Origin of the sequence: Pseudomonas sp. A-B-19, assembly GCF_019947515.1 — a bacterium.
Classification (GTDB): domain Bacteria; phylum Pseudomonadota; class Gammaproteobacteria; order Pseudomonadales; family Pseudomonadaceae; genus Aquipseudomonas.
In genome coordinates, this window is sequence record NZ_JAGYGN010000016.1 from 25,887 (window position 1) to 44,246 (window position 18,360).

Consider the following 18,360-nt stretch of genomic DNA (forward strand, 5'->3'; position numbering starts at 1 on the left):
ACGTTAACGTAAAGATTGCGCCAGGGCGCCAACGTATGAAGGCGCAGGGCGGATGACCCGGAGCGCTTGATGACGCTAATAAAAACAAACTCCCCCAAACTGCATCGCGAGGCCCGGCTGGCCCGGGAAAAGCTGCACCTGGAAGGCGAAGTGCCGGATGGCGTCCTGCGTGCGGAAATCGATGCCTCGTGGCGACGCAGCCTGAGCCATGGCGTGCATTTCAACGCCAAGCACGAACTGGCGCTGGAATCGAGTGCCAGCCTCGACGTATTGCTGGCCAGCAACCGCTTGCTGATCGACGCCGCGTTGCCGGCGATCGATTACCTGGCCGAGCGTCAGGGCAAGGAGGGGCTGATCATCCTGGCCAACTCCGACGCCACCATCCTCGCCGTCGAAGGCCGCGCCGACCGTCTCAAGGGCAGTGGCCTTCAGGACATCACCCTCGGCGCCTGCTGGAGCGAAGCGGTCCGCGGCACCAACGCCCTCGGCACGGCACTGGTGGAAGCCCGGCCGACCCTGATCGATTGCGGCGAACATTATCTGGATCGCCTCAGTGATTTTTCCTGCACCTCGGTGCCGATCCATTGCCCTCAGGGCGACATTCTTGGCGTCCTCGACCTGACCCGCGAAGGCCCCCTCGGCCGCGCCCACGACAGCACGGCGCTGCTGGCCATGGCCGTCAGCCAGATCGAAAGCCGGGTGTTCAACGCCAGCTATCCGGACGAAATCGTCCTGGCCTTCCACAGCCGCAGGCAGTATCTGGAATCCCCGTGGCAAGGCCTGCTGGCGGTGAGCCTCGGCGGGCAGATCCTCGCGGTCAGCGCCCAGGCCTGTCAGTTGCTCCGCGCCGAGCGTTCGGCCCTGGTCGGTCGGCGCTGCGAGGAGTTTCTCGGAGTCGACGGCCTGCAATTGTTGGCGCGCCTGCATCAGGGCGGGGCCGGCAGCCTGCAAACCGCCAAGGGAGAATTCTTCTACAAAACCCTGCGCGCGCCGCAACACTCGATCAATGTCAGCAGCCCACCGCGCACTGCGGCGAAACCGGCCAAGGCAAAACCGGATCTGGAGGCGCTGGCCGGCAGCAATACACGCTATGCCCGTGCCTTGCGCATGGCCCGTCAAGGCCTGGCCAATGAGCTACCCGTCTTGTTGCTGGGCGAAACCGGCACCGGTAAAGAGGTCATCGCCCGCGCCCTGCACATGGCCGGAGCGCGCTGCGACAAACCCTTCGTGGCAGTGAACTGCGCGGCCATTCCCGAAGGCCTGATCGAGTCCGAACTGTTCGGCTATCGCGAAGGCGCGTTCACCGGTTCACGCCGGGGCGGCATGGTCGGGCGCTTGCAGCAGGCCCATGGCGGCACCTTGTTCCTCGATGAAATCGGCGACATGCCCCTGGCCTTGCAGGCCCGGCTGTTGCGGGTATTGCAGGATCGCAAGGTCGCGCCCCTGGGCGCAGGCGAAGAGCAGGACATCGACGTCGCGCTGATCTGTGCCACCCACCGCGACCTCAAGCGTCTGGTGGAAGAAAAACACTTTCGCGAGGACTTGTTCTACCGGGTCAACGGCATCAGCGTGATGCTTCCGGCCCTGCGCGAACGCGAAGATTTCGCCGCGCTGGTCAGCCGCATGCTGACGACACTGGGCGCCCCCAACGCGGTCCTGCACGACGATCTCAATCGCTTGCTCGGCGGTTATCACTGGCCGGGCAACATTCGCCAACTGGAGATGGTCCTGCGCACCGCGCTGGCGATGCGCGAACCGGGGGAAACCGTTCTGACCCTCGACCACTTGCCCGACAGCATGCTCGACGAGTTGACCACCAGCGAACGGCCCCAGGCCGGCAGCATCCGGGAAAACGAACTGGAGCTGATCCGGCAGTCCCTGGACACGCACCAAGGCAACGTCTCGGCCGCCGCCGACGCCCTGGGCATCAGCCGCGCGACCCTGTATCGCAAGCTCAAACAGTTGCGTTCGTGATGCAGCGCTTGATCGTTCGGCTGATCGACAGCCAGAACCCCGAGGCGCTGCAAGCGTCACTGCGCTGGCTGTACAGCTTCGTGCGCCCCCATCGCCTGGCGATTGCCGGGCTGCTGGGCCTGTCGGTGTGCGCCTCGCTGCTGGTGCTGGTGCAGCCGTGGCTGACCAAACTGCTGATCGACGACGGCCTGCTGGCGCGCAACTTCCCGATGCTGGTATTGATCGCCGGGCTGATGATCGTCGCCGGCTTGCTGGGCACGGCGCTGTCGGGCATCAACCGTTACCTGCACACGCGCCTGTCCGGGCGCATGCTGTTTGCCCTGCGCGATGACCTGTATCGGCATTTGCAAACCCTGTCGCCGAGCTTCTACGGCCAGCGACGCATCGGCGACCTGATGTCGCGCCTCGATGGCGACGTCGCGGAAATCCAGCGATTCGCCGTGGATTCGCTGTTCTCGGCGGTGTCGAGCGTGATCGGTCTGGTGGTGGCCATCGCGATGCTGTTGACGTTGTCGTGGAAACTCTCGCTGCTGGCGGTGGTGCTGATTCCCCTCGATGTTCTCTGGCTGCGCTGGATGCGGCGCAAGGTCGAGCGCGATGTGCGGCAGTTGCGCGAGCGATCGGCGGACATGTCGTCGTTCATGGTCGAGACGCTGCCGGTGATGAAGTTCATCCAGTCCGCCGGCCAGCAACAGCGCGAAGCGCGGCGCCTCGAGACGCTGGGGCAGGGTTACATGAGCCAGTTGCTGCGCCTGCAAGTCACCGAGTTTTTCACCCAGGCCGTGCCCGGTACGCTGACCTCGCTGTCCCGGGCCTGTGCATTTCTGATCGGCGGTTACTGGGTGGTGCAGGGCACCTGGCAGCTCGGTGCCCTGATTGCGTTTTCCACCTACCTGGGCATGGCCGTGGGGCCGGTGCAAAGCCTGCTCGGGCTCTACGTTGCCATTCAGCGGATGACCGTCAGCCTCGGCCGGGTCATGGAATTGCGCGGCGAACAACCGACCGTGTCGACGCCCGTCACGCCACGCCCGATGCCGAGTGGCGGCGATCTCTGGTTCGACAGCGTGCACTTTGCCCATCCCGGCCGCCAATCGACCCTGCGCGGCATCGAGGCACGGATTCCCTACGGTTTGAAAGTGGCCCTCAGCGGCGGTTCAGGCGTGGGCAAGTCCACCCTGATCGACCTGCTGCAACGTCACCACGATCCGCAATCGGGTCGGGTCCTGCTGGGGGACGTCGATCTGCGCGAACTGGATCTGTTCCAGTTGCGTCGGCGCATTGCCATCGTCAGCCAGGATATCGTGCTGTTTCGCGGCAGCCTCGCCGACAACCTGGCCTACGCGGTGCCGGACGCCAGCCGCGAGGCGATTGCCGACGTGGCGCGGCTGGCGCAACTCGACAGCCTGATCGAGTCCTTGCCCGAAGGCCTCGACAGTCCGTTGGGCGAGCGCGGCCAGCAGTTGTCCGGCGGGCAGAAGCAACGCATTGCGATTGCCCGGGCGCTGTTGCAGGACCCTTTGATTCTGGTGCTCGATGAAGCCACGTCCGCGGTCGACGAAGCTACCGAGCGCGAAGTCATCGACGCCATCGACCGCTTGTTTGCCGGGCGCACGCGCATCCTGATCAGCCATCGCCCATCAACCCTGGCCGATGCCGACCTGCGTTTCGAATTGCTCGACGGCGTGCTGACCTCGAAAACGGTGCTGCATGAAACCTGAATTGCGCATTGGCGTGGTGGACAGCGGCCACTCGGCGGCACAACGGGTGCGAGTGATCGCCGGTCGGCGCTTTGCATTGCTCGAAGACGGCCTGGCCGAGGGCGACTTGCGCGACGATCCGCTGGGGCATGGCAGTGCGGTGATCGAGGCGATCGGCCGGCGTGCCCCCTCCGCGCAGTTTTGCGTGGCCCAGGTGTTCGACCAGCGCGGTGTCACCAGCGCCTTGCAGATCGCCACGGCGATTGACTGGCTGCTGGCGCAGGACGTGCGACTGATCAATCTGAGCCTCGGCCTGCGCCAGGATCGCAACCTGTTGCGCGCGGCCTGCGCAGCGGCGGTGACACGGGGCGTGCTGCTGTGTGCGTCGAGTCCGGCCCAAGGGGAAGGGGTGTTTCCGGCCAACTATCCGCAAGTGTTGCGGGTGACCGGCGATGCGCGCTGCACCGAGCAGGAATGGTCGTGGCTCAACACTGCCCAGGCGGATTTCGCTGCATGTGTGCAGGGCACCTATCCGGGGCAATCCGGGGCGAGCCTCGGTTGTGCTGCGTTGAGCGGGCACATCGCCGGGTTCCTCGCCGAACGGCCTGACGCCAGCAATCAGCAAGTCGTCGAGTGGTTGCGCGAGCATGCTCGTTACCATGGTCCTGAACGGCGCTTCGGGCCATGACGGACATCGTCATTCTGGGCGCCGGGCCGGCAGGGGCCGCGGTCGCGCTGGGATTGCGGCGGCTGGGTCATGGCGTCACGCTGATCAGTGAATGGCGCCGGTTTGCGGCGCTCGAAGGCGTGTCCGTGCGGGTACTGGAAGCCTTGCGCAGCGCCGGCCTGCATCAGGCGTTGACGGAGGCGACGCTGCCTTCTCAACGCCAGGTGAACTGGAATGGCCAGCAGCATGCGCAAAACATCGAATACTTGCTCGACCGTCCGGTTTTTGACCGAGGCCTGCGTGAGGATTTGCGCCGGGCGGGGGTTGAGCTGATCGAAGGCCGGGTGTTGACGGTTCAGTCATCGGCCAATGGCCATCGAATCGAAATCGACGGCCGCGAACCGCTGCTCACTCCGTTTCTCGTCGAAGCCCGCGGGCGTCAGGCCCCCGCTATCGGCAAGGGCATGCGTGGCCCCGAGACCGTCAGCTTGCTCAGCCGCTGGCAAGGTTCGCCGGGCAGCACCGCCAGCGCCGTGGAAAGCCTTGAGGACGGCTGGGCGTGGATGGCCCGACGCGCCGACGGTCAGTGCTACTGGCAATGGACAGTGGACGTGGCCAGCGCCGGGTTGCCGGGCAAGGCCATGTTGCTCGAATACTGCCGACAGCGGCGCCGGGGTTCGCGGCTGGCCATGGCATTTTTTGCAGGCGAAGCGGAAAGTGATCTGCAGCTGCACGCCCGCAGCAGCACGGCGATTCTGAGCCCGCAGGTGTGTGGCGAAAACTGGATTCGGGTCGGCGACGCGGCAATGGCCGTCGACCCGCTGTCGGGCAACGGGATCTTTCAGTCGTTGTCCTCGGCGTTGCAGGCGCCAGCGGTGATCAACACGCTGCTGTGCAAACCTGAACGAACGGCTCTGGCCCAGCGTTTCCACCAACAGCGGGTGGAGCAGTTGTTTTTGCGTTTTGCACGGATCGGCCGGGATTTTTATGCCGATGAGCAACGCTGGCTGGATCAGCCGTTCTGGCAGGCACGGCGGAACTGGCCGGATGCCGAGGTGGCTCATGCCGCGGTGGATTTTGCGGCGCTGAAAATCGAACGGGCGCCGGTGTTGCGTGAAGGTTTTGTCGATGAAGCCGAGGTGGTGATCACGGCGGATCAGCCGTTGGGCATCTGGCATGTGCAGGGGGTCGAGGTGGCGGCGTTGGTGCGGCGGTTGCGCAGCGAGCCGGCTGAGCGGGTGCTGGCTGGTTTGACGGTGGAGCAGGGAAGAATGGTCAGGAGTTGGTTGTTGGCTCAAGGTTTCAAACCCTGATATTTGAGCTGCCTGGACCGGCCTCTTCGCGGGCAAGCCCGCTCCTACAGGGGATTTGCGTTGAACACAAGTCCCCTGTAGGAGCGGGCTTGCCCGCGAAGGCGGCCTAAAGGACGCTACGAATCACAACTTGATCAACACCGACTTCAACTCGGTGTAATGCTCGATCGCCGCATACCCCATCTCGCGCCCGACTCCGGACATCTTGTAGCCGCCGAACGGCAGCGCCGGGTCCAGGGCGCTGTGGCAGTTGACCCACACCGAGCCTGACTTGATGCGTGGAATCATCCGGTGCACCGCCGCCAGGTCATTGGACCAGATACTCGCGCCCAACCCGTAAGGGCTGTCATTGGCCATGCGCAGGGCATCGGCTTCATCATCGAACGGGATGGCCACCAGCACCGGGCCGAAGATTTCTTCCTGCGCCAGTGAGTGCTTCTGATCGACATCGACGATCACCGTCGGCTTGACGAAGAACCCCGGCCCGAACTGCTCACCACCGCAGGCAATGGTCGCACCGCTTTCCCGGCCTTTTTCGATGTAGCCGTAGACGCGCTCCTGCTGGCGCGCCGAGATCAACGGGCCCATTTCGACGCTCGGGTCCAGGCCGTTGCCCAGTTTCATGCCGTTGGCGATGTCGCTGATGTCGGCCACCACATTGTCGAAATGCTTGCGCTGTACATACAGCCTGGAACCTGCGCAGCAGACCTGGCCCTGATTGAAGAAAATCGCGCTTGCAGCCCCGGCCGCAGCGGTTTTCAGGTCGGCGTCGGCCATGACGATGGTCGGCGATTTACCGCCCAGTTCCAGGGTGACCCGGGTCATGGAGTCCATGGCGATCTTGCCGATCTGCTTGCCCACGGCGGTGGAACCGGTGAAGGTCAGCTTGTCCACCAGCGGGTTGTGAGTCAGGGCCGAACCTGCGGTGATGCCGGTGCCGGTGACCACGTTGAACACGCCTTCGGGATACCCGGCTTCCAGCACCAGTTCGGCGAGTTTCAGGGCGGTCAGCGGGGTTTCGTCGGCAGGTTTGAGTACCACGGTGCAGCCGGTGGCCAGGGCCGGGCCGAGTTTCCAGCAGGCCAGCAGCAGCGGGAAATTCCAGGCGACGATGGCGCCGACCACGCCCACTGCTTCACGACGGATGAAGCTGTGGAACTGGTCGTTGGGCATCAGTGGTGCCGACACGTCAACCGTGGAGCCTTCGATCTTGGTCGCCCAACCGGCCATGTAGCGCAGGAAGTCGATGGCCAGTTGTACGTCCATCACCTGGGCCACCGCCGCACTTTTACCGTTGTTCAGGCATTCCAGTTGCGCCAGCAGCTCGGCGTCGCGCTGCATCAGGTCGGCGAGTTTCCATAACAGGTTCTGGCGTTCCCGGGGACGGGTGCGGGTCCAGGCTGAATCGTCGAACGCCTGGCGGGCGGCAAGCACCGCGCGGTCGACATCCGCAGGCGTTGCCCGTGGCACCACGCACAGCACTTCGCCGGTGGCCGGGTTGTGCAGGGGCATGGTCTGGCCGTCGGCGGCCTCGACCCAGTCACCGCCGATCAGCATGCGCGGGGCGCGTTGGATGAATGCCGAAGTGGCGGGAAGCACATGTGGGAGCGACATTGGCGAGGCCTCTTGTTGTTCGTGAGAACCGGGCTTTCGCAATGGCTGTGCCAAGTCCCCCAAAGCGCCGGAGGACCGTGGTCGGGCGGGGTTTTTCCGCAGCGGATCAAGGGGGCCGGGCAGGGGTGTTTGTCGCATTTCGCGACAGCCGGTGAGACGACGAGCAACCCGTTCGCGATCTTGAGAGCGCCTGTGGCGAGGGCTAGAATTTTCTCGCCTGGCGGGCGAAATGACGGAGCATTGTCCCGGCAACACATCTGGTGTGAGGGAGGCAGCGATGAACCTTTCAACCCTGGAAATCCAAAACATCATTGAACACAGCTTTCTGCCGTCGGTATGCACGTGCAGCGTGGGGCAGGATCAGTCCATGACCATTCGCGTGTGTGATTGCGTGACCGGCAAGGTCGACCTGGTGGCGACCCACGTCCCGCTTTGGGAGCTCAATACACCCCACGCGATTGCGACGCTGGTGGTGCAGATGCAACAGGAAATCAACGCGCACAAAGGCATGCACCCGACGTTTAACAGTTGAACCCAAGCCTGCCGCACTACACCCGTGGTGCGGCGCAGGCCTTTGGGCAATCCTCCCCCGATCCCCTTTTCTTACCGGCTGGGCAGGCCCCGTCAATCGGCGGGCGATGAGCTGTTCGGGCCGGGCAACTACGCTGTCTCAGACTGCAACAGCTGTCGCGAAACTAGACGCGGCAGATGGCGTCCGGGCATGGCTCAATGCAGTCAATTCAACGCAAGTGGTTGATAAGAAAGCTTATCGGCAAGCTGGCACGCTCTGTGTATTGCACATCTCAGACGTTTCTCTTGCCTCCGTCAGCGGATCAAAGCTGACGGCAGAAACCATAAAAACGATAAGCCACAACAATAAGAACGCACCGTGCGAGGTTCGACGTTGATGAAGAGAAAACTCCGATCAGGCATGAGCGCCAGCCTGCTGGCCGTAGCCGCTTGTGTAGCGCTGCATTCGCCTCATAGCCTGGCAGCCCGCGACGCCCAGACCATCCTCAAGGAAACCTGTCAGGGCTGTCATACCCCCGAAGCCGATAACGCCCTGAGCCGCATCAGCCACCAGCGCAAAACGCCGGAAGGCTGGCTGATGAGCATCGCCCGCATGCAGACCATGCACGGCTTGCAGATCAGCGATGACGACCGCCGCACGCTAGTCAAGTACCTGGCCGACACCCAGGGCCTGGCGCCGAGCGAAACCGACGGCGTGCGCTATGCGCTGGAGCGTCGGCTCAACACTGTCGAGCATTTCGACGACCAGACTAGCCAGATGTGTGGCCGCTGCCACTCCGGTGCGCGGGTCGCCCTGCAACGGCGTCCGGCCCAGGAGTGGGAACGCCTGGTGAACTTCCACCTCGGCCAGTGGCCATCCCTGGAGTACCAGGCGCTGTCCCGGGACCGCGACTGGTTCGACATCGCCCGCAAGGACATGGTGCCGCTGCTGGCCAAGCGTTATCCGCTGGACAACCCGGCCTGGAAAAAATGGCAGAGCGTGGCGCCGAAAGCCGCTGCGCTGGTGGGCGACTGGAGCTTCAGCGGCCACTTGCCGGGCAAGGGTGAACTGGCCGGTGTCATGACCGTGAGTGCCGATGGCAGCGACACCTTCAAGGTCAGCGTCAAAGGCCAGTACGCCGACGGCAGCCCGTTCAATGGCGACGGCAGTGCGATTCTCTACACCGGCTACGAGTGGCGCGGCAACGTGACCATCGACGGCGTGACCATGCGTCAGGTGTTCGCCGCTCAAGGCAATGCGATGCAGGGCCGGATGTTCGAGGCCGAGCACGACGAGCGCGGCCTGGACTTCGTCGCCGCCAAACAGGGTTCCCAGCGTTTGCTGGCGGTGCAACCGGGCTACGTGAAGGCCGGCAGCGAAACCGAAGTGACCCTGATCGGCAGTGGCCTGACCGGCAAGCCGGACTTCGGCAAAGGCGTGCAAGTGCTCGAAGTCGTCTCGCAGAGCCCGCAGCAGATCAAGGTCCGGCTCAAAGCCGCCGCCAATGCTCAACCGGGTGCACGCGCGGTCAGCGTCGGCACGCTGAAAGGCCCGAGCCTGTCGGTGTACAGCAAGATCGCCTCGGTCAAGGTGGTGCCGGAGTTCTCGGTGGCGCGGATCGGCGAGGGCGGCGGTTCGACGCCGAAGGTCCAGGGCCGTTTCGACGCGGAAGCCTGGGGCAAGGGCGCCGACGGCAAGCCGTACCGCATCGGTGTGTTCCCGGCGCAATGGAAAGTTGAGGCCTTCGATGACCGCGCCAGGGAAGACGAAGACGTCAAGTTCGCCGGCACCATGCAGGCCGACGCCGGCGTATTCACCCCGGGTGATGCCGGGCCGAACCCGGCGCGCAAGATGTCCACCAACAATGCCGGCAACCTCAAGGTGATCGCCGCCGTCGACGACGCAGGGAAATCCCTGACCGGCGAAGGCCACATGATCGTCACCGTGCAACGCTGGAACAATCCACCCATTCCATAAGTTGGCTGAACGCACACGTTTTCAGACATTTTTTGGAATGACCGCAAGCCTCGAAACCGGGGTTTGCACAGGAGGTTGGTTATGGGCGCTATCTTGAATCTGGTCGAACGCAACCTGCATGAAGTGCAGGTCGATGCCGACCGCATGCTGTTTCACATCCCCAGCAGTTCGCTGTTCGCCAGCGATGAACTGACGGGCACCATCATCGATACCCTGCGCGGGCCTGGGTGTTCCTCGGACGACCTGATCCAGCGCCTGGCCGCGCGCTTCAACGGCGAGGAAATCACCGAGACCCTGCGCGAACTGATGGCCCTGGAACTGGTCAGCGATGGTTCGCCGCTGACCCCGGACATCGCCACCAAACGGGTCGAGCGCACGGCGATCAATACCGTGGTGCTCAACGTCAACACCGGCTGCAACCTGAGCTGCACCTATTGCTACAAGGAAGACCTCGACAAGCCGTCGGCGGGCAAGAAGATGGACGTCGAGACGGCGATTGCCTCGGTGGAAATGCTGCTGCGTGAATCCCCGGACGAAGAGCGTTTCACCGTGGTGTTCTTCGGTGGCGAACCGCTGAGCAATCGCAAGCTGATCGAGTACATGGTCGATTATTGCGAGAAGCGTTTTCGCGAGGCCGGCAAGTTCGTCGAATTCGTGATGACCACCAACGCCACGCTGCTCACCGAAGACACCGTGGACTACCTCAACGCCCACCGCTTTGGTTTGTCAGTGAGCATCGACGGGCCGAAAACCGTGCACGACCGCAACCGCATCACCGTGGGCGGGCAGGGCACCTACGACGTGGTGCGGCGCAAGGCCGAGATGTTGCTGTCGCGCTACAACAGCCGTCCGGTGGGGGCGCGGGTGACCCTGACCACCGGCGTGACCGATGTCGAAACCATCTGGGATCACCTGTTCAACGAACTGGGTTTCGCTGAAGTCGGTTTCGCCCCGGTGACCTCCGGCGACATCAGCAGCTTCAACCTCACCAGTGACGAGCTGATCGAAGTCTTCGCCAACATGAAGAAGCTCGGTCGTCGTTACCTGGAAGCGGCGCTGGAGCACCGCAACATCGGTTTCTCCAACCTGCACCAGCTCATCACCGACATCCACGAAGGCCACAAAAAGGCCCTGCCATGCGGCGCGGGCCTGAAGATGCTGGCGGTCGATCACAAGGGCGAGCTGAACCTGTGCCACCGCTTTACCGGTTCGAGCCTGCCGACCTTCGGTAACGTCCACAGCGGCGTGAAACAGGTGGAGTTGAACGACTTCCTGTCCCAGCGCCTGGACCGCACCAACACCGGCTGCGAAGACTGCCAGATCCGCAACCTGTGTTCCGGCGGCTGCTACCACGAGAGCTACGCCCGTTACGGCGACCCGACGCACCCGACCTATCACTACTGCGAACTGATGCGTGACTGGGTCGACTTCGGCATCGAGGTCTACACCCGGATCATGGCCAATAACCCTGCGTTCATCAGCAGCTACATCACTCCGCGCAAGGCTCACTGATATGAAACATCTCAAGGCAATCAATAACAAAGCGTTGAAGCTGGATCAGGCTGCGGATGAAAACCGCATTGAAGAAGTGGTGGCCATGAGTTCCGTGGCGGGCTGTGCCTCGACCACCGACCCGGGCTGGGAAATCGATGCGTTTGGCGGTGTGTCGTCGCTGTGCCAGCCGATGGAGGCCGACCTCTACGGTTGCTCCGACCCTTGCTGGTGGCCGGCCCAGGTGCCCGACATGATGAGCACCTACCCGGACTGGAACAAGGATGCCCAGGCGTCCAACGACAACTGGCGCAACCTCGGCACTGTCTTCCCCAAAGACAAGTGATCACAGAAGAAGGATTCCAGCATGCACAACATCAAAGCCTGCGGCCTGGCCGCGTTCGCCGTCCTGAGCAGCTGTTCGGTCAGTGTTCTGGCCGATGAAAACACCGCGCTGCAAGTGGGTCACGAATACATGGTGACCACCAACTACCCGAACAACCTGCACGTGATCGACCTGGCCACCGACACCCTGTTCAAGACCTGCAAGATGCCCGATGCCTTCGGCCCCGGCACTGTGCAGCTGTCGCCGGACCGCAAGACCGCCTACGTGCTGAACAATCACTATGCCGATGTCTACGGCGTCGAACTGGACAACTGCAAACAGGTATTCCATGCCAGCATCACCCAGAAGCCGGGGGAGAAAGCACGCTCGATGTTCGCCTTCACCCTCAGCCACGACGGCAAGGAGCTGTACACCGTCGCCAACCCGACGCTGATGATGAACGACCGCTACGAAGTGCAGCAGCCACGACTCGACGTGTACAAGACCGACGCCGGCATGGACGCCAGACCTGTGCGCAGTTTCCCTGCGCCGCGCCAGCTGACCATCATGCAGAGCGGTGACGATGGCACGCTGTACGTGGCCGGGGCGGACGTCTACAAGGTCAATGTGCAAACCGGCAAGTTCGACGTGCTGATCCCCAGTCGTCACTGGAAACGCCCGAACTACAGCGCGCCGGATGTGCTCTACGTGTGGAACCAGCAGACGTACCGGCATGACTTCTCGCTGCTGTACACCGCGGCGAAGTTCAAGGACAAGAAACAGGACCCGGCCACCGCCGAATACCTGTACGGCCTGTTCAGCGTCGACCTGAAAACCGGCAAGACCGAAACCACCGATTTCGGCCCATTGACGGAGATCTACTTCAGCGGCATGCGCTCGCCCAAGGACCCGAACCTGATGTTTGGCGTGCTCAACCGCCTGGCCAAATACGACATCAAGCAGAAGAAAATGCTCCAGTCCGCCACGCTCGATCACTCCTACTACTGCATTTCCTTTAACAAGGACGGCAGCAAGATTTACCTGGCGGGAACCTTCAACGACGTGGCGGTCTTCGATGCTGACAGCCTGAAACAGACGGGCAGCATCAAGTTGCCGGGCGGGGACATGGCGATAACCACGGCGCAGATTTTTGTCCGGTAATTGCTGCGCCTGACCTGACGCCTTCGCCGGCAAGCCGGCTCCTACAGGTTTTCGTGAATACCACAAATCCACTGTAGGAGCGGGCTTGCCCGCGAAGAGGCCCTCAAGAACAGCACAAAATCAAACCCCCGGCACCGGACATCCCAGATCCCCCTCCTGGCACTTCAGGTAAGTCTTGAACATCTCCATCCGCGCCTTGGTCAATTCAGTCATGCAATTGCTGTAGATCAGCGGATACACGCTCCCGCCTTCCACCCCGGACGCCGAGAACCTGCACTCGGCATCGCGAAACGCCACCCACGCCCGCTGCGCACCCACCAACTGCTTCTTGCTGTCCGGGTTGCTCTTGAGTCGCGAAGTGATCTGCTGGTAAAGCGCATTCAATTCCTTGTCGGCGGCCGCGTTCTGCTGCGCCGCGCACTGATTCATCGTCGACTGGTCGCTGGGGTTGTCGCAGTCCACGGCGACAGCCATGGGGGTGAACAGCAGGGGCGTCAGCGCCAAGAGTAAGCGTGGGTTCATGCTGGAGTGCTCGTTGTAACCGAAAGAGAGGTGCATTGTAGCGCCGAGGAGCATTCAGCCCGTTACGCTTGCCATTGAGCGTGTTTTTCCACCGAATCGTATTCCAGCCATGGCACGTCATGGGCCGTCCAGATATGCGCCTGGGGAGTCATCTGCGGATTGGTATCCAGTGTCGCCACACGCACAATCACGTGTGGCTGGGCCAGCCGTTCGGCTATCAGGTGTGAACCGCAGGCCGAACAGAAATACCGAAACTTGCCCGGCGACGATTCATAGCGGCTCAGGCGATCCTGGCCTTTGGTCCAGCGAAAATGCTCGCGCATGACCCCGGCGGTCGATGCAAAAGCGGCTGCGTGTGCCTTGCGACAGGTTTGGCAATGGCAGTGGCTGATGGGCATGTCGAGGCTGTCGAGTTGGTATTCGATGGCCTTGCACAGGCAACTGCCGCGCAATTTTTTCATGTCGCTATCCTTTTCGATGCTGTTTCGAGGCAGAACGTTAGCAGTTTCGACCCTCTGACGTCGTGATTGCCCCAGAACTATCCGCACAAATGCAATCGAATGTCTCGGGCATGGTTGATTGCACATCCCGATTGGTACAACTTTAGGGTTGATCGTGTGGTCTTACTGACTACTGTTCAAGTACAGGAGGTGACTTATGAACCCAGCATCTGATCGCATCGAAAGGAAAATCCTGCTCAAGGCCAAGCGTTCACAGGTCTGGCGCGTGCTGGCCAATGCCGAAATGTTCGGACAGTGGTTTGGCGTGGCACTGCAGGGCAAGCGCTTTGTGGCAGGCGAGTGGACCCAGGGGCAGGTTACCTATCCAGGTTATGAGCATTTGCGCTGGAATGTACTGGTGGAGCGAGTCGAGCCGGAACGGCTGTTTTCGTTTCGCTGGCACCCCTATGCCGTGAACCCGGAAGTCGATTACTCCCAGGAGCCCACCACACTGGTGAAATTCGAGCTCGAAGACATGGACAACGGCACGTTGCTCAAGGTCTCCGAGTCCGGTTTCGATCACATTCCCCAGGGTCGTCGCGAAAAGGCCTTCCGCATGGACAGTCGTGGCTGGGAAGAGCAAATGAACAATATCGAGCAGTTTTTGACCGACAATGCCAAGTCCCACGAACAACAGAGTGGCTGATGTCGGCTCCGAACCTGAGGCGTCTAAGGGTTTTCGGAAGGTGATTTATAGCGAATGTCTTACACGCGGTAGTAGCGAAAACGCCTGTTACAAATTGGATCCGATGCGTATTCTGGCCTCACCCACTGAAGCACAGGATGTGCTCAGGATCACGGATGATCGACCATCTGCAAGGAATGCTACGACAAGGAGTCGTCATGGTCTTGGAAAAACCCGCTTCGGCGGGTTTTTTTGCGTCCATGAAAAGTCGCGGTGGCAGGAACCGGGTTCCCGCCGCCATTTTTTCACTGTCGGTCGAGTTTCGCCGCCGCGCGTTCGGTGATCTGCGCCCGCAGCTTCAATGAGCCGGCAGCCCGCTGGCGAGCCTCCTCCAGCACACTGGCCGGGGCCGTCTCCGGGCTGCCCGCGCTAAACGGAGGGGCCGGGGCGTATTCCAGTTGCAGCTGCACCAGTTCGGCGGTGGCCTGGTCGAACAGCTCGGCGGCCAGGGTCAGGGCGAAGTCGATACCGGCGGTGATGCCGCCACCGGTCAACAGATTGCCGTCGCGAACCACCCGGTCTTTCACCGCGATTGCACCCAGCGGCTTGAGCAGTTCGTGATATGCCCAGTGAGTGGTGGCGCGTTTGCCCTTGAGCAATCCCGCCGCGCCCAGCACCAGCGCGCCGGTGCACACCGACGTGATGTAGCGGGCGTTGGCGGCCTGTGCCTTGAGAAAGTCCAGGGTCTGGTCATCTTCCATCAACGGCCCGACGCCACTACCACCCGGCACGCAGATCACGTCCAGCGCCGGGCAATCATCGAAGGTGGTGGTCGGTTTCAACAGCAGGCCGGTGCTGGCGGTGACCGGCATCAGGTCTTTCCAGACCAGATGCACTTTCACATCCGGCAGCGAGGCCAGCACGTCATAAGGGCCGGTCAGGTCCAGCTGCTGAACCTGTGGAAACAACAGAAAACCGATCTGCAACGTCATGGTGAATTTCTCGTGAAGTGGGTGGACGGCTTGACTGTAGGCTCGTAGGCTTTGGCGCATACGCCAATATCCCCACGAATTACGCCAAATGTCGAAAACCATCCATGTGCTCGCTTTCGCCAACGTGCAATTGCTCGACGTCACCGGGCCGCTGCAGGTATTCGCTTCGGCCAACGACATTGCCCGTCAGCAAGGCCTGCCGCGACCCTACGCGCCGACGGTGATTGCCAGCGGCGGCGGGGCGGTGATGTCGTCGGCGGGGTTGGCGCTGTTGGCTGAACCATTGCCGGATGGGGGCAGCGATACGCTGATCATCGCCGGTGGCTGGGGTGTTTACCCTGCGGCGCAAGATGCGTCGTTGGTCGCCTGGGTTCGCGATCATGCCCATGGCTGCCGACGGGTTTCATCGGTGTGCACCGGTGCGTTTCTGCTGGCGGCCAGCGGCTGGCTCGACGGCCGGCGCGTGGTCACCCACTGGACCCGTTGCGAGCAACTGGCGCAGCAGCACCCGCGCTTGCAGGTCGAGCCCAATCCGATCTTCATCAACGACGGTCCGGTCTGGACCTCGGCAGGCGTGACTGCCGGTATCGACCTGGCCTTGGCCATGGTCGAACAGGACCTGGGGCGCAACATGGCCCTGGAGGTCGCCCGGCAACTGGTGGTGTTTCTCAAGCGTCCGGGTGGCCAGTCGCAATTCAGCGTAACCCTGTCCCTGCAACAGGAAGGCAACCGTTTCGACGAACTTCACGCCTGGATCAGTGAAAACCTGACCAAGGACCTGGGCATCCCGACCCTGGCCTTGCAGGCCGGCATGAGCGAACGCAGCTTCGTGCGCCACTACCGCGCCGACACCGGCCAGACCCCGGCCCGGGCCATCGAACTGATCCGTGTCGAAACCGCACGGCGTTTGCTCAGCGACACCGGTGTGCCGATCAAACGGGTGGCGGTGCAATGCGGCTTCGGCAGCGAAGAAACCCTGCGCCGCAGTTTCCTGCGGGCCATGGGCGTGACACCACAGGCTTATCGGGAGCGGTTTTCGGTCAGTGCCAGCGCAGATCCAGTACTGTCTTGAGCCACCTTCTGCCTGAGCTCGAACATTGTTTACCTGTACTCACGGCTGCCAGACGTTTTTCTCCCCGCTCAACCTCCGGTCCAGAAAGCACGCCGCACTGATCAACGCCAGATGCGTCAGTGCCTGCGGTGTGTTGCCCATATGCCGCCCATGGCTGTCGAACTCTTCGGCATACAACCCCAGCGGGTTGGCGTACCTGAGCAGTTGTTCGAACTCCAGATGGGCCTTGTCCAATTGGCCGGCGCGGGTCAGGCATTCGACGTACCAGAACGAGCAGGCGGCGAAGGCGCCTTCGCTGCCGGGCAGGCCGTCGATCTGAGTGTCGTCGTTGCGGTAGCGGTAGACCATGCCGTCACGCACCAGGCTCCTTTCGATGGCTTGCAGGGTCGCCAGCCAGCGCGGATCGCGGGCGCTGACAAAGCGTACCAGTGGCATCAGCAGCATCGAGCCATCCAGGCCGGTGCCGCCGATGTGCTGGACGAAATGCCCGCGCTCTTCATTCCAGAAGTTCTCCCAGATGTCGGCGTAGATCGCCTGACGGGTCTGGTCCCAACGCGCGAACGGTGCCGGCAGCGAACGTTTTGAGGCGAGGCGGATGGCGCGGTCCAGGGCGACCCAGCACATCAGCCGTGAATGCAGGAAATGGTATTGCCCGCCGCGCATTTCCCAGATGCCGACATCCTTTTGTTCCCAGGTTTCGCAGACTTGATCCACCACTTCCACCGTGTGTTTCCAGCTTTCATGGGAAATGGCTTCGCCGTATTTGTTGACCAGATAAATCGCATCCATCAGTTCGCCAAAGATATCGAGCTGAACCTGTTCACAGGCCTGATTGCCGATGCGCACCGGTTGTGCGCCAGCATGGCCGGACAGGTGCGGCAACTCGACCTCCGGCAACTCCTGGCGACCGTCGATGGCGTAGAGAATGTTGAGCTTCGTCGGCCTGCCCTGACAGTCGCTGACCCGCCCGCGCAACCAGCGCATGTAGGCGTTGGCCTCTTCGACGAAGCCCAGGCGCATGAACGCGTAAACGGTGAATGAGGCGTCGCGGATCCAGGTGAAACGGTAGTCCCAGTTGCGTTTGCCACCGGGGCTTTCCGGCAGGCCGAACGTCGCGGCGGCGAGAATCGCGCCGTGTTTGCGCGAGGTCAGCAGCTTCATTGCCAGAGCCGAGCGGTTGACCATCTCGCGCCAGCGGCCGCGGTAGTTGGACTGGCCGATCCAGTCGCGCCAGAACTTGAGGGTGCGTTGCAGGCACAGTTCGCCAGCGCCTTCCTTGAAGCGGGCATCGTTGACGGCGCCGAGCAGGAACTGGCCTGTCTGGTCTTGTTCGAGGGTGAATTCGGCGAGCGCCGCATTGGCGTCGATCCGTAAGGCCTGATCCGAAGACAGCCGCAACGACGGTTGACCGGCGGCCTCGAAGATCACGTCCCGCTTGTCCATGCGTGCGTGGGTCGTGGCACGGGCGTAGTCATGGCGCACAGCGCAACGCATGTGGAAAGTGGCGCTGCCGCTGACCACGCGGATCCGCCGCATCAGCAGCGGCAGGTCATCGTCGGTGTCGCCGACGGGCAGCAGATCGGTGACTTCGACCACGGCGCGATCGCTGAGCCAGCGGCTGAGCAGCACATTGGTGTCGGGCAGGTAAATCTGTTCGCGGCGGGCATCGGGCAAGTCCGGCGACAACTGGAAAACCCCCGCCTCGGGGGTGTCCAGCAGCGCGCAGAAGATCGACGGACTGTCGAATTCCGGCCAGCAGAAAAAATCCACACTGCCCTTGTCGTTGACCAGCGCCGCACTGCGCATGTCGCCGATGATGCCGTGGGCGTCGATGGGGCTTTGGCGTTCGGGGTGATCAGCCATTGTCGCGAAACTCCGGGAACCTGAGGGCCTATTCAGCTGACTGGTCGGGGTAGCCG

Annotated in this window: 16 protein-coding genes; 11 read left to right on the top strand and 5 right to left on the bottom strand. The window is 62.5% G+C overall.

Going from position 1 to position 18,360, the window contains the following annotated elements:
* Window positions 1–69 precede the first annotated feature (69 nt).
* The 4 genes from KGA81_RS18190 to KGA81_RS18205 are packed head-to-tail and all read left to right on the top strand — an operon-like array spanning window position 70 to window position 5,651.
* On the top strand, window positions 70–1,974 hold the full coding sequence (locus KGA81_RS18190; RefSeq protein ID WP_223547545.1) for a sigma-54-dependent Fis family transcriptional regulator: 1,905 nt from the start codon (window positions 70–72) through the stop codon (window positions 1,972–1,974).
* A complete protein-coding gene (locus KGA81_RS18195; protein WP_223547546.1) occupies window positions 1,974–3,692 on the top strand; it encodes an ABC transporter ATP-binding protein in 1,719 nt (572 codons plus the stop codon). The genes KGA81_RS18190 and KGA81_RS18195 overlap by 1 nt, the downstream gene beginning before the upstream one ends.
* Window positions 3,682–4,359 (top strand): S8 family serine peptidase, encoded by a 678-nt coding sequence (locus KGA81_RS18200; RefSeq protein WP_223547547.1) that lies wholly within the window; start codon window positions 3,682–3,684, stop codon window positions 4,357–4,359. Before KGA81_RS18195 ends, KGA81_RS18200 begins: the two co-directional genes overlap by 11 nt.
* Entirely contained in the window at window positions 4,356–5,651 is a 1,296-nt protein-coding gene (locus tag KGA81_RS18205) for an NAD(P)/FAD-dependent oxidoreductase (RefSeq protein WP_223547548.1), read from the top strand. The genes KGA81_RS18200 and KGA81_RS18205 overlap by 4 nt, the downstream gene beginning before the upstream one ends.
* Before the next feature lie 123 nt (window positions 5,652–5,774).
* Here the strand turns inward: KGA81_RS18205 and KGA81_RS18210 are convergent, their stop codons facing one another.
* Window positions 5,775–7,265, bottom strand: a complete 1,491-nt coding sequence (locus KGA81_RS18210) for an aldehyde dehydrogenase family protein (RefSeq protein WP_223547549.1) — start codon at window positions 7,263–7,265, stop codon at window positions 5,775–5,777.
* Window positions 7,266–7,542: 277 nt separating this feature from the next.
* On the opposite strand from KGA81_RS18210, the gene KGA81_RS18215 reads away from it, so the two are divergent.
* From KGA81_RS18215 to peaD, 5 genes are all read left to right on the top strand, one after another.
* Window positions 7,543–7,797, top strand: coding sequence for a DUF1652 domain-containing protein (locus KGA81_RS18215; RefSeq protein WP_223547550.1), 255 nt, complete (start codon window positions 7,543–7,545; stop codon window positions 7,795–7,797).
* Between the two features lie 375 nt (window positions 7,798–8,172).
* Entirely contained in the window at window positions 8,173–9,753 is a 1,581-nt protein-coding gene (peaA, locus tag KGA81_RS18220; protein WP_223547551.1) for a quinohemoprotein amine dehydrogenase subunit alpha, read from the top strand.
* Window positions 9,754–9,834: 81 nt separating this feature from the next.
* Window positions 9,835–11,265: a quinohemoprotein amine dehydrogenase maturation protein gene (peaB, locus tag KGA81_RS18225; protein WP_223547552.1), complete on the top strand. Its 1,431-nt coding sequence runs from the start codon at window positions 9,835–9,837 to the stop codon at window positions 11,263–11,265.
* A 1-nt stretch (window position 11,266) separates the two neighbouring features.
* Window positions 11,267–11,590, top strand: coding sequence for a quinohemoprotein amine dehydrogenase subunit gamma (qhpC, locus tag KGA81_RS18230; protein WP_008016081.1), 324 nt, complete (start codon window positions 11,267–11,269; stop codon window positions 11,588–11,590).
* A 21-nt stretch (window positions 11,591–11,611) separates the two neighbouring features.
* The gene (peaD, locus tag KGA81_RS18235; RefSeq protein ID WP_223547553.1) at window positions 11,612–12,730 is read left to right on the top strand and encodes a quinohemoprotein amine dehydrogenase subunit beta; all 1,119 of its coding nucleotides are present in this window, start codon (window positions 11,612–11,614) and stop codon (window positions 12,728–12,730) included.
* Window positions 12,731–12,850: 120 nt separating this feature from the next.
* Here peaD and KGA81_RS18240 read toward each other — a convergent pair whose 3' ends face one another.
* Together KGA81_RS18240 and KGA81_RS18245 are read right to left on the bottom strand one after the other, a co-directional pair.
* Window positions 12,851–13,252: a lysozyme inhibitor LprI family protein gene (locus tag KGA81_RS18240; RefSeq protein WP_223547554.1), complete on the bottom strand. Its 402-nt coding sequence runs from the start codon at window positions 13,250–13,252 to the stop codon at window positions 12,851–12,853.
* 62 nt (window positions 13,253–13,314) lie between these two features.
* The gene (locus KGA81_RS18245; protein ID WP_223547555.1) at window positions 13,315–13,713 is read right to left on the bottom strand and encodes a GFA family protein; all 399 of its coding nucleotides are present in this window, start codon (window positions 13,711–13,713) and stop codon (window positions 13,315–13,317) included.
* Window positions 13,714–13,909: 196 nt separating this feature from the next.
* On the opposite strand from KGA81_RS18245, the gene KGA81_RS18250 reads away from it, so the two are divergent.
* Complete coding sequence (locus KGA81_RS18250; protein WP_223547556.1) at window positions 13,910–14,398, top strand: SRPBCC family protein; 489 nt, start codon at window positions 13,910–13,912, stop codon at window positions 14,396–14,398.
* Between the two features lie 284 nt (window positions 14,399–14,682).
* On the opposite strand, the gene inhA is transcribed toward KGA81_RS18250, so the two are convergent.
* The gene (gene inhA / locus KGA81_RS18255; protein WP_223547557.1) at window positions 14,683–15,369 is read right to left on the bottom strand and encodes an isonitrile hydratase; all 687 of its coding nucleotides are present in this window, start codon (window positions 15,367–15,369) and stop codon (window positions 14,683–14,685) included.
* A gap of 88 nt (window positions 15,370–15,457) precedes the next feature.
* On the opposite strand from inhA, the gene KGA81_RS18260 reads away from it, so the two are divergent.
* Complete coding sequence (locus KGA81_RS18260) at window positions 15,458–16,441, top strand: GlxA family transcriptional regulator (RefSeq protein ID WP_223547558.1); 984 nt, start codon at window positions 15,458–15,460, stop codon at window positions 16,439–16,441.
* Between the two features lie 39 nt (window positions 16,442–16,480).
* On the opposite strand, the gene KGA81_RS18265 is transcribed toward KGA81_RS18260, so the two are convergent.
* On the bottom strand, window positions 16,481–18,304 hold the full coding sequence (locus tag KGA81_RS18265; protein WP_223547559.1) for a glycoside hydrolase family 15 protein: 1,824 nt from the start codon (window positions 18,302–18,304) through the stop codon (window positions 16,481–16,483).
* Between the last annotated feature and the right edge of the window lie 56 nt (window positions 18,305–18,360).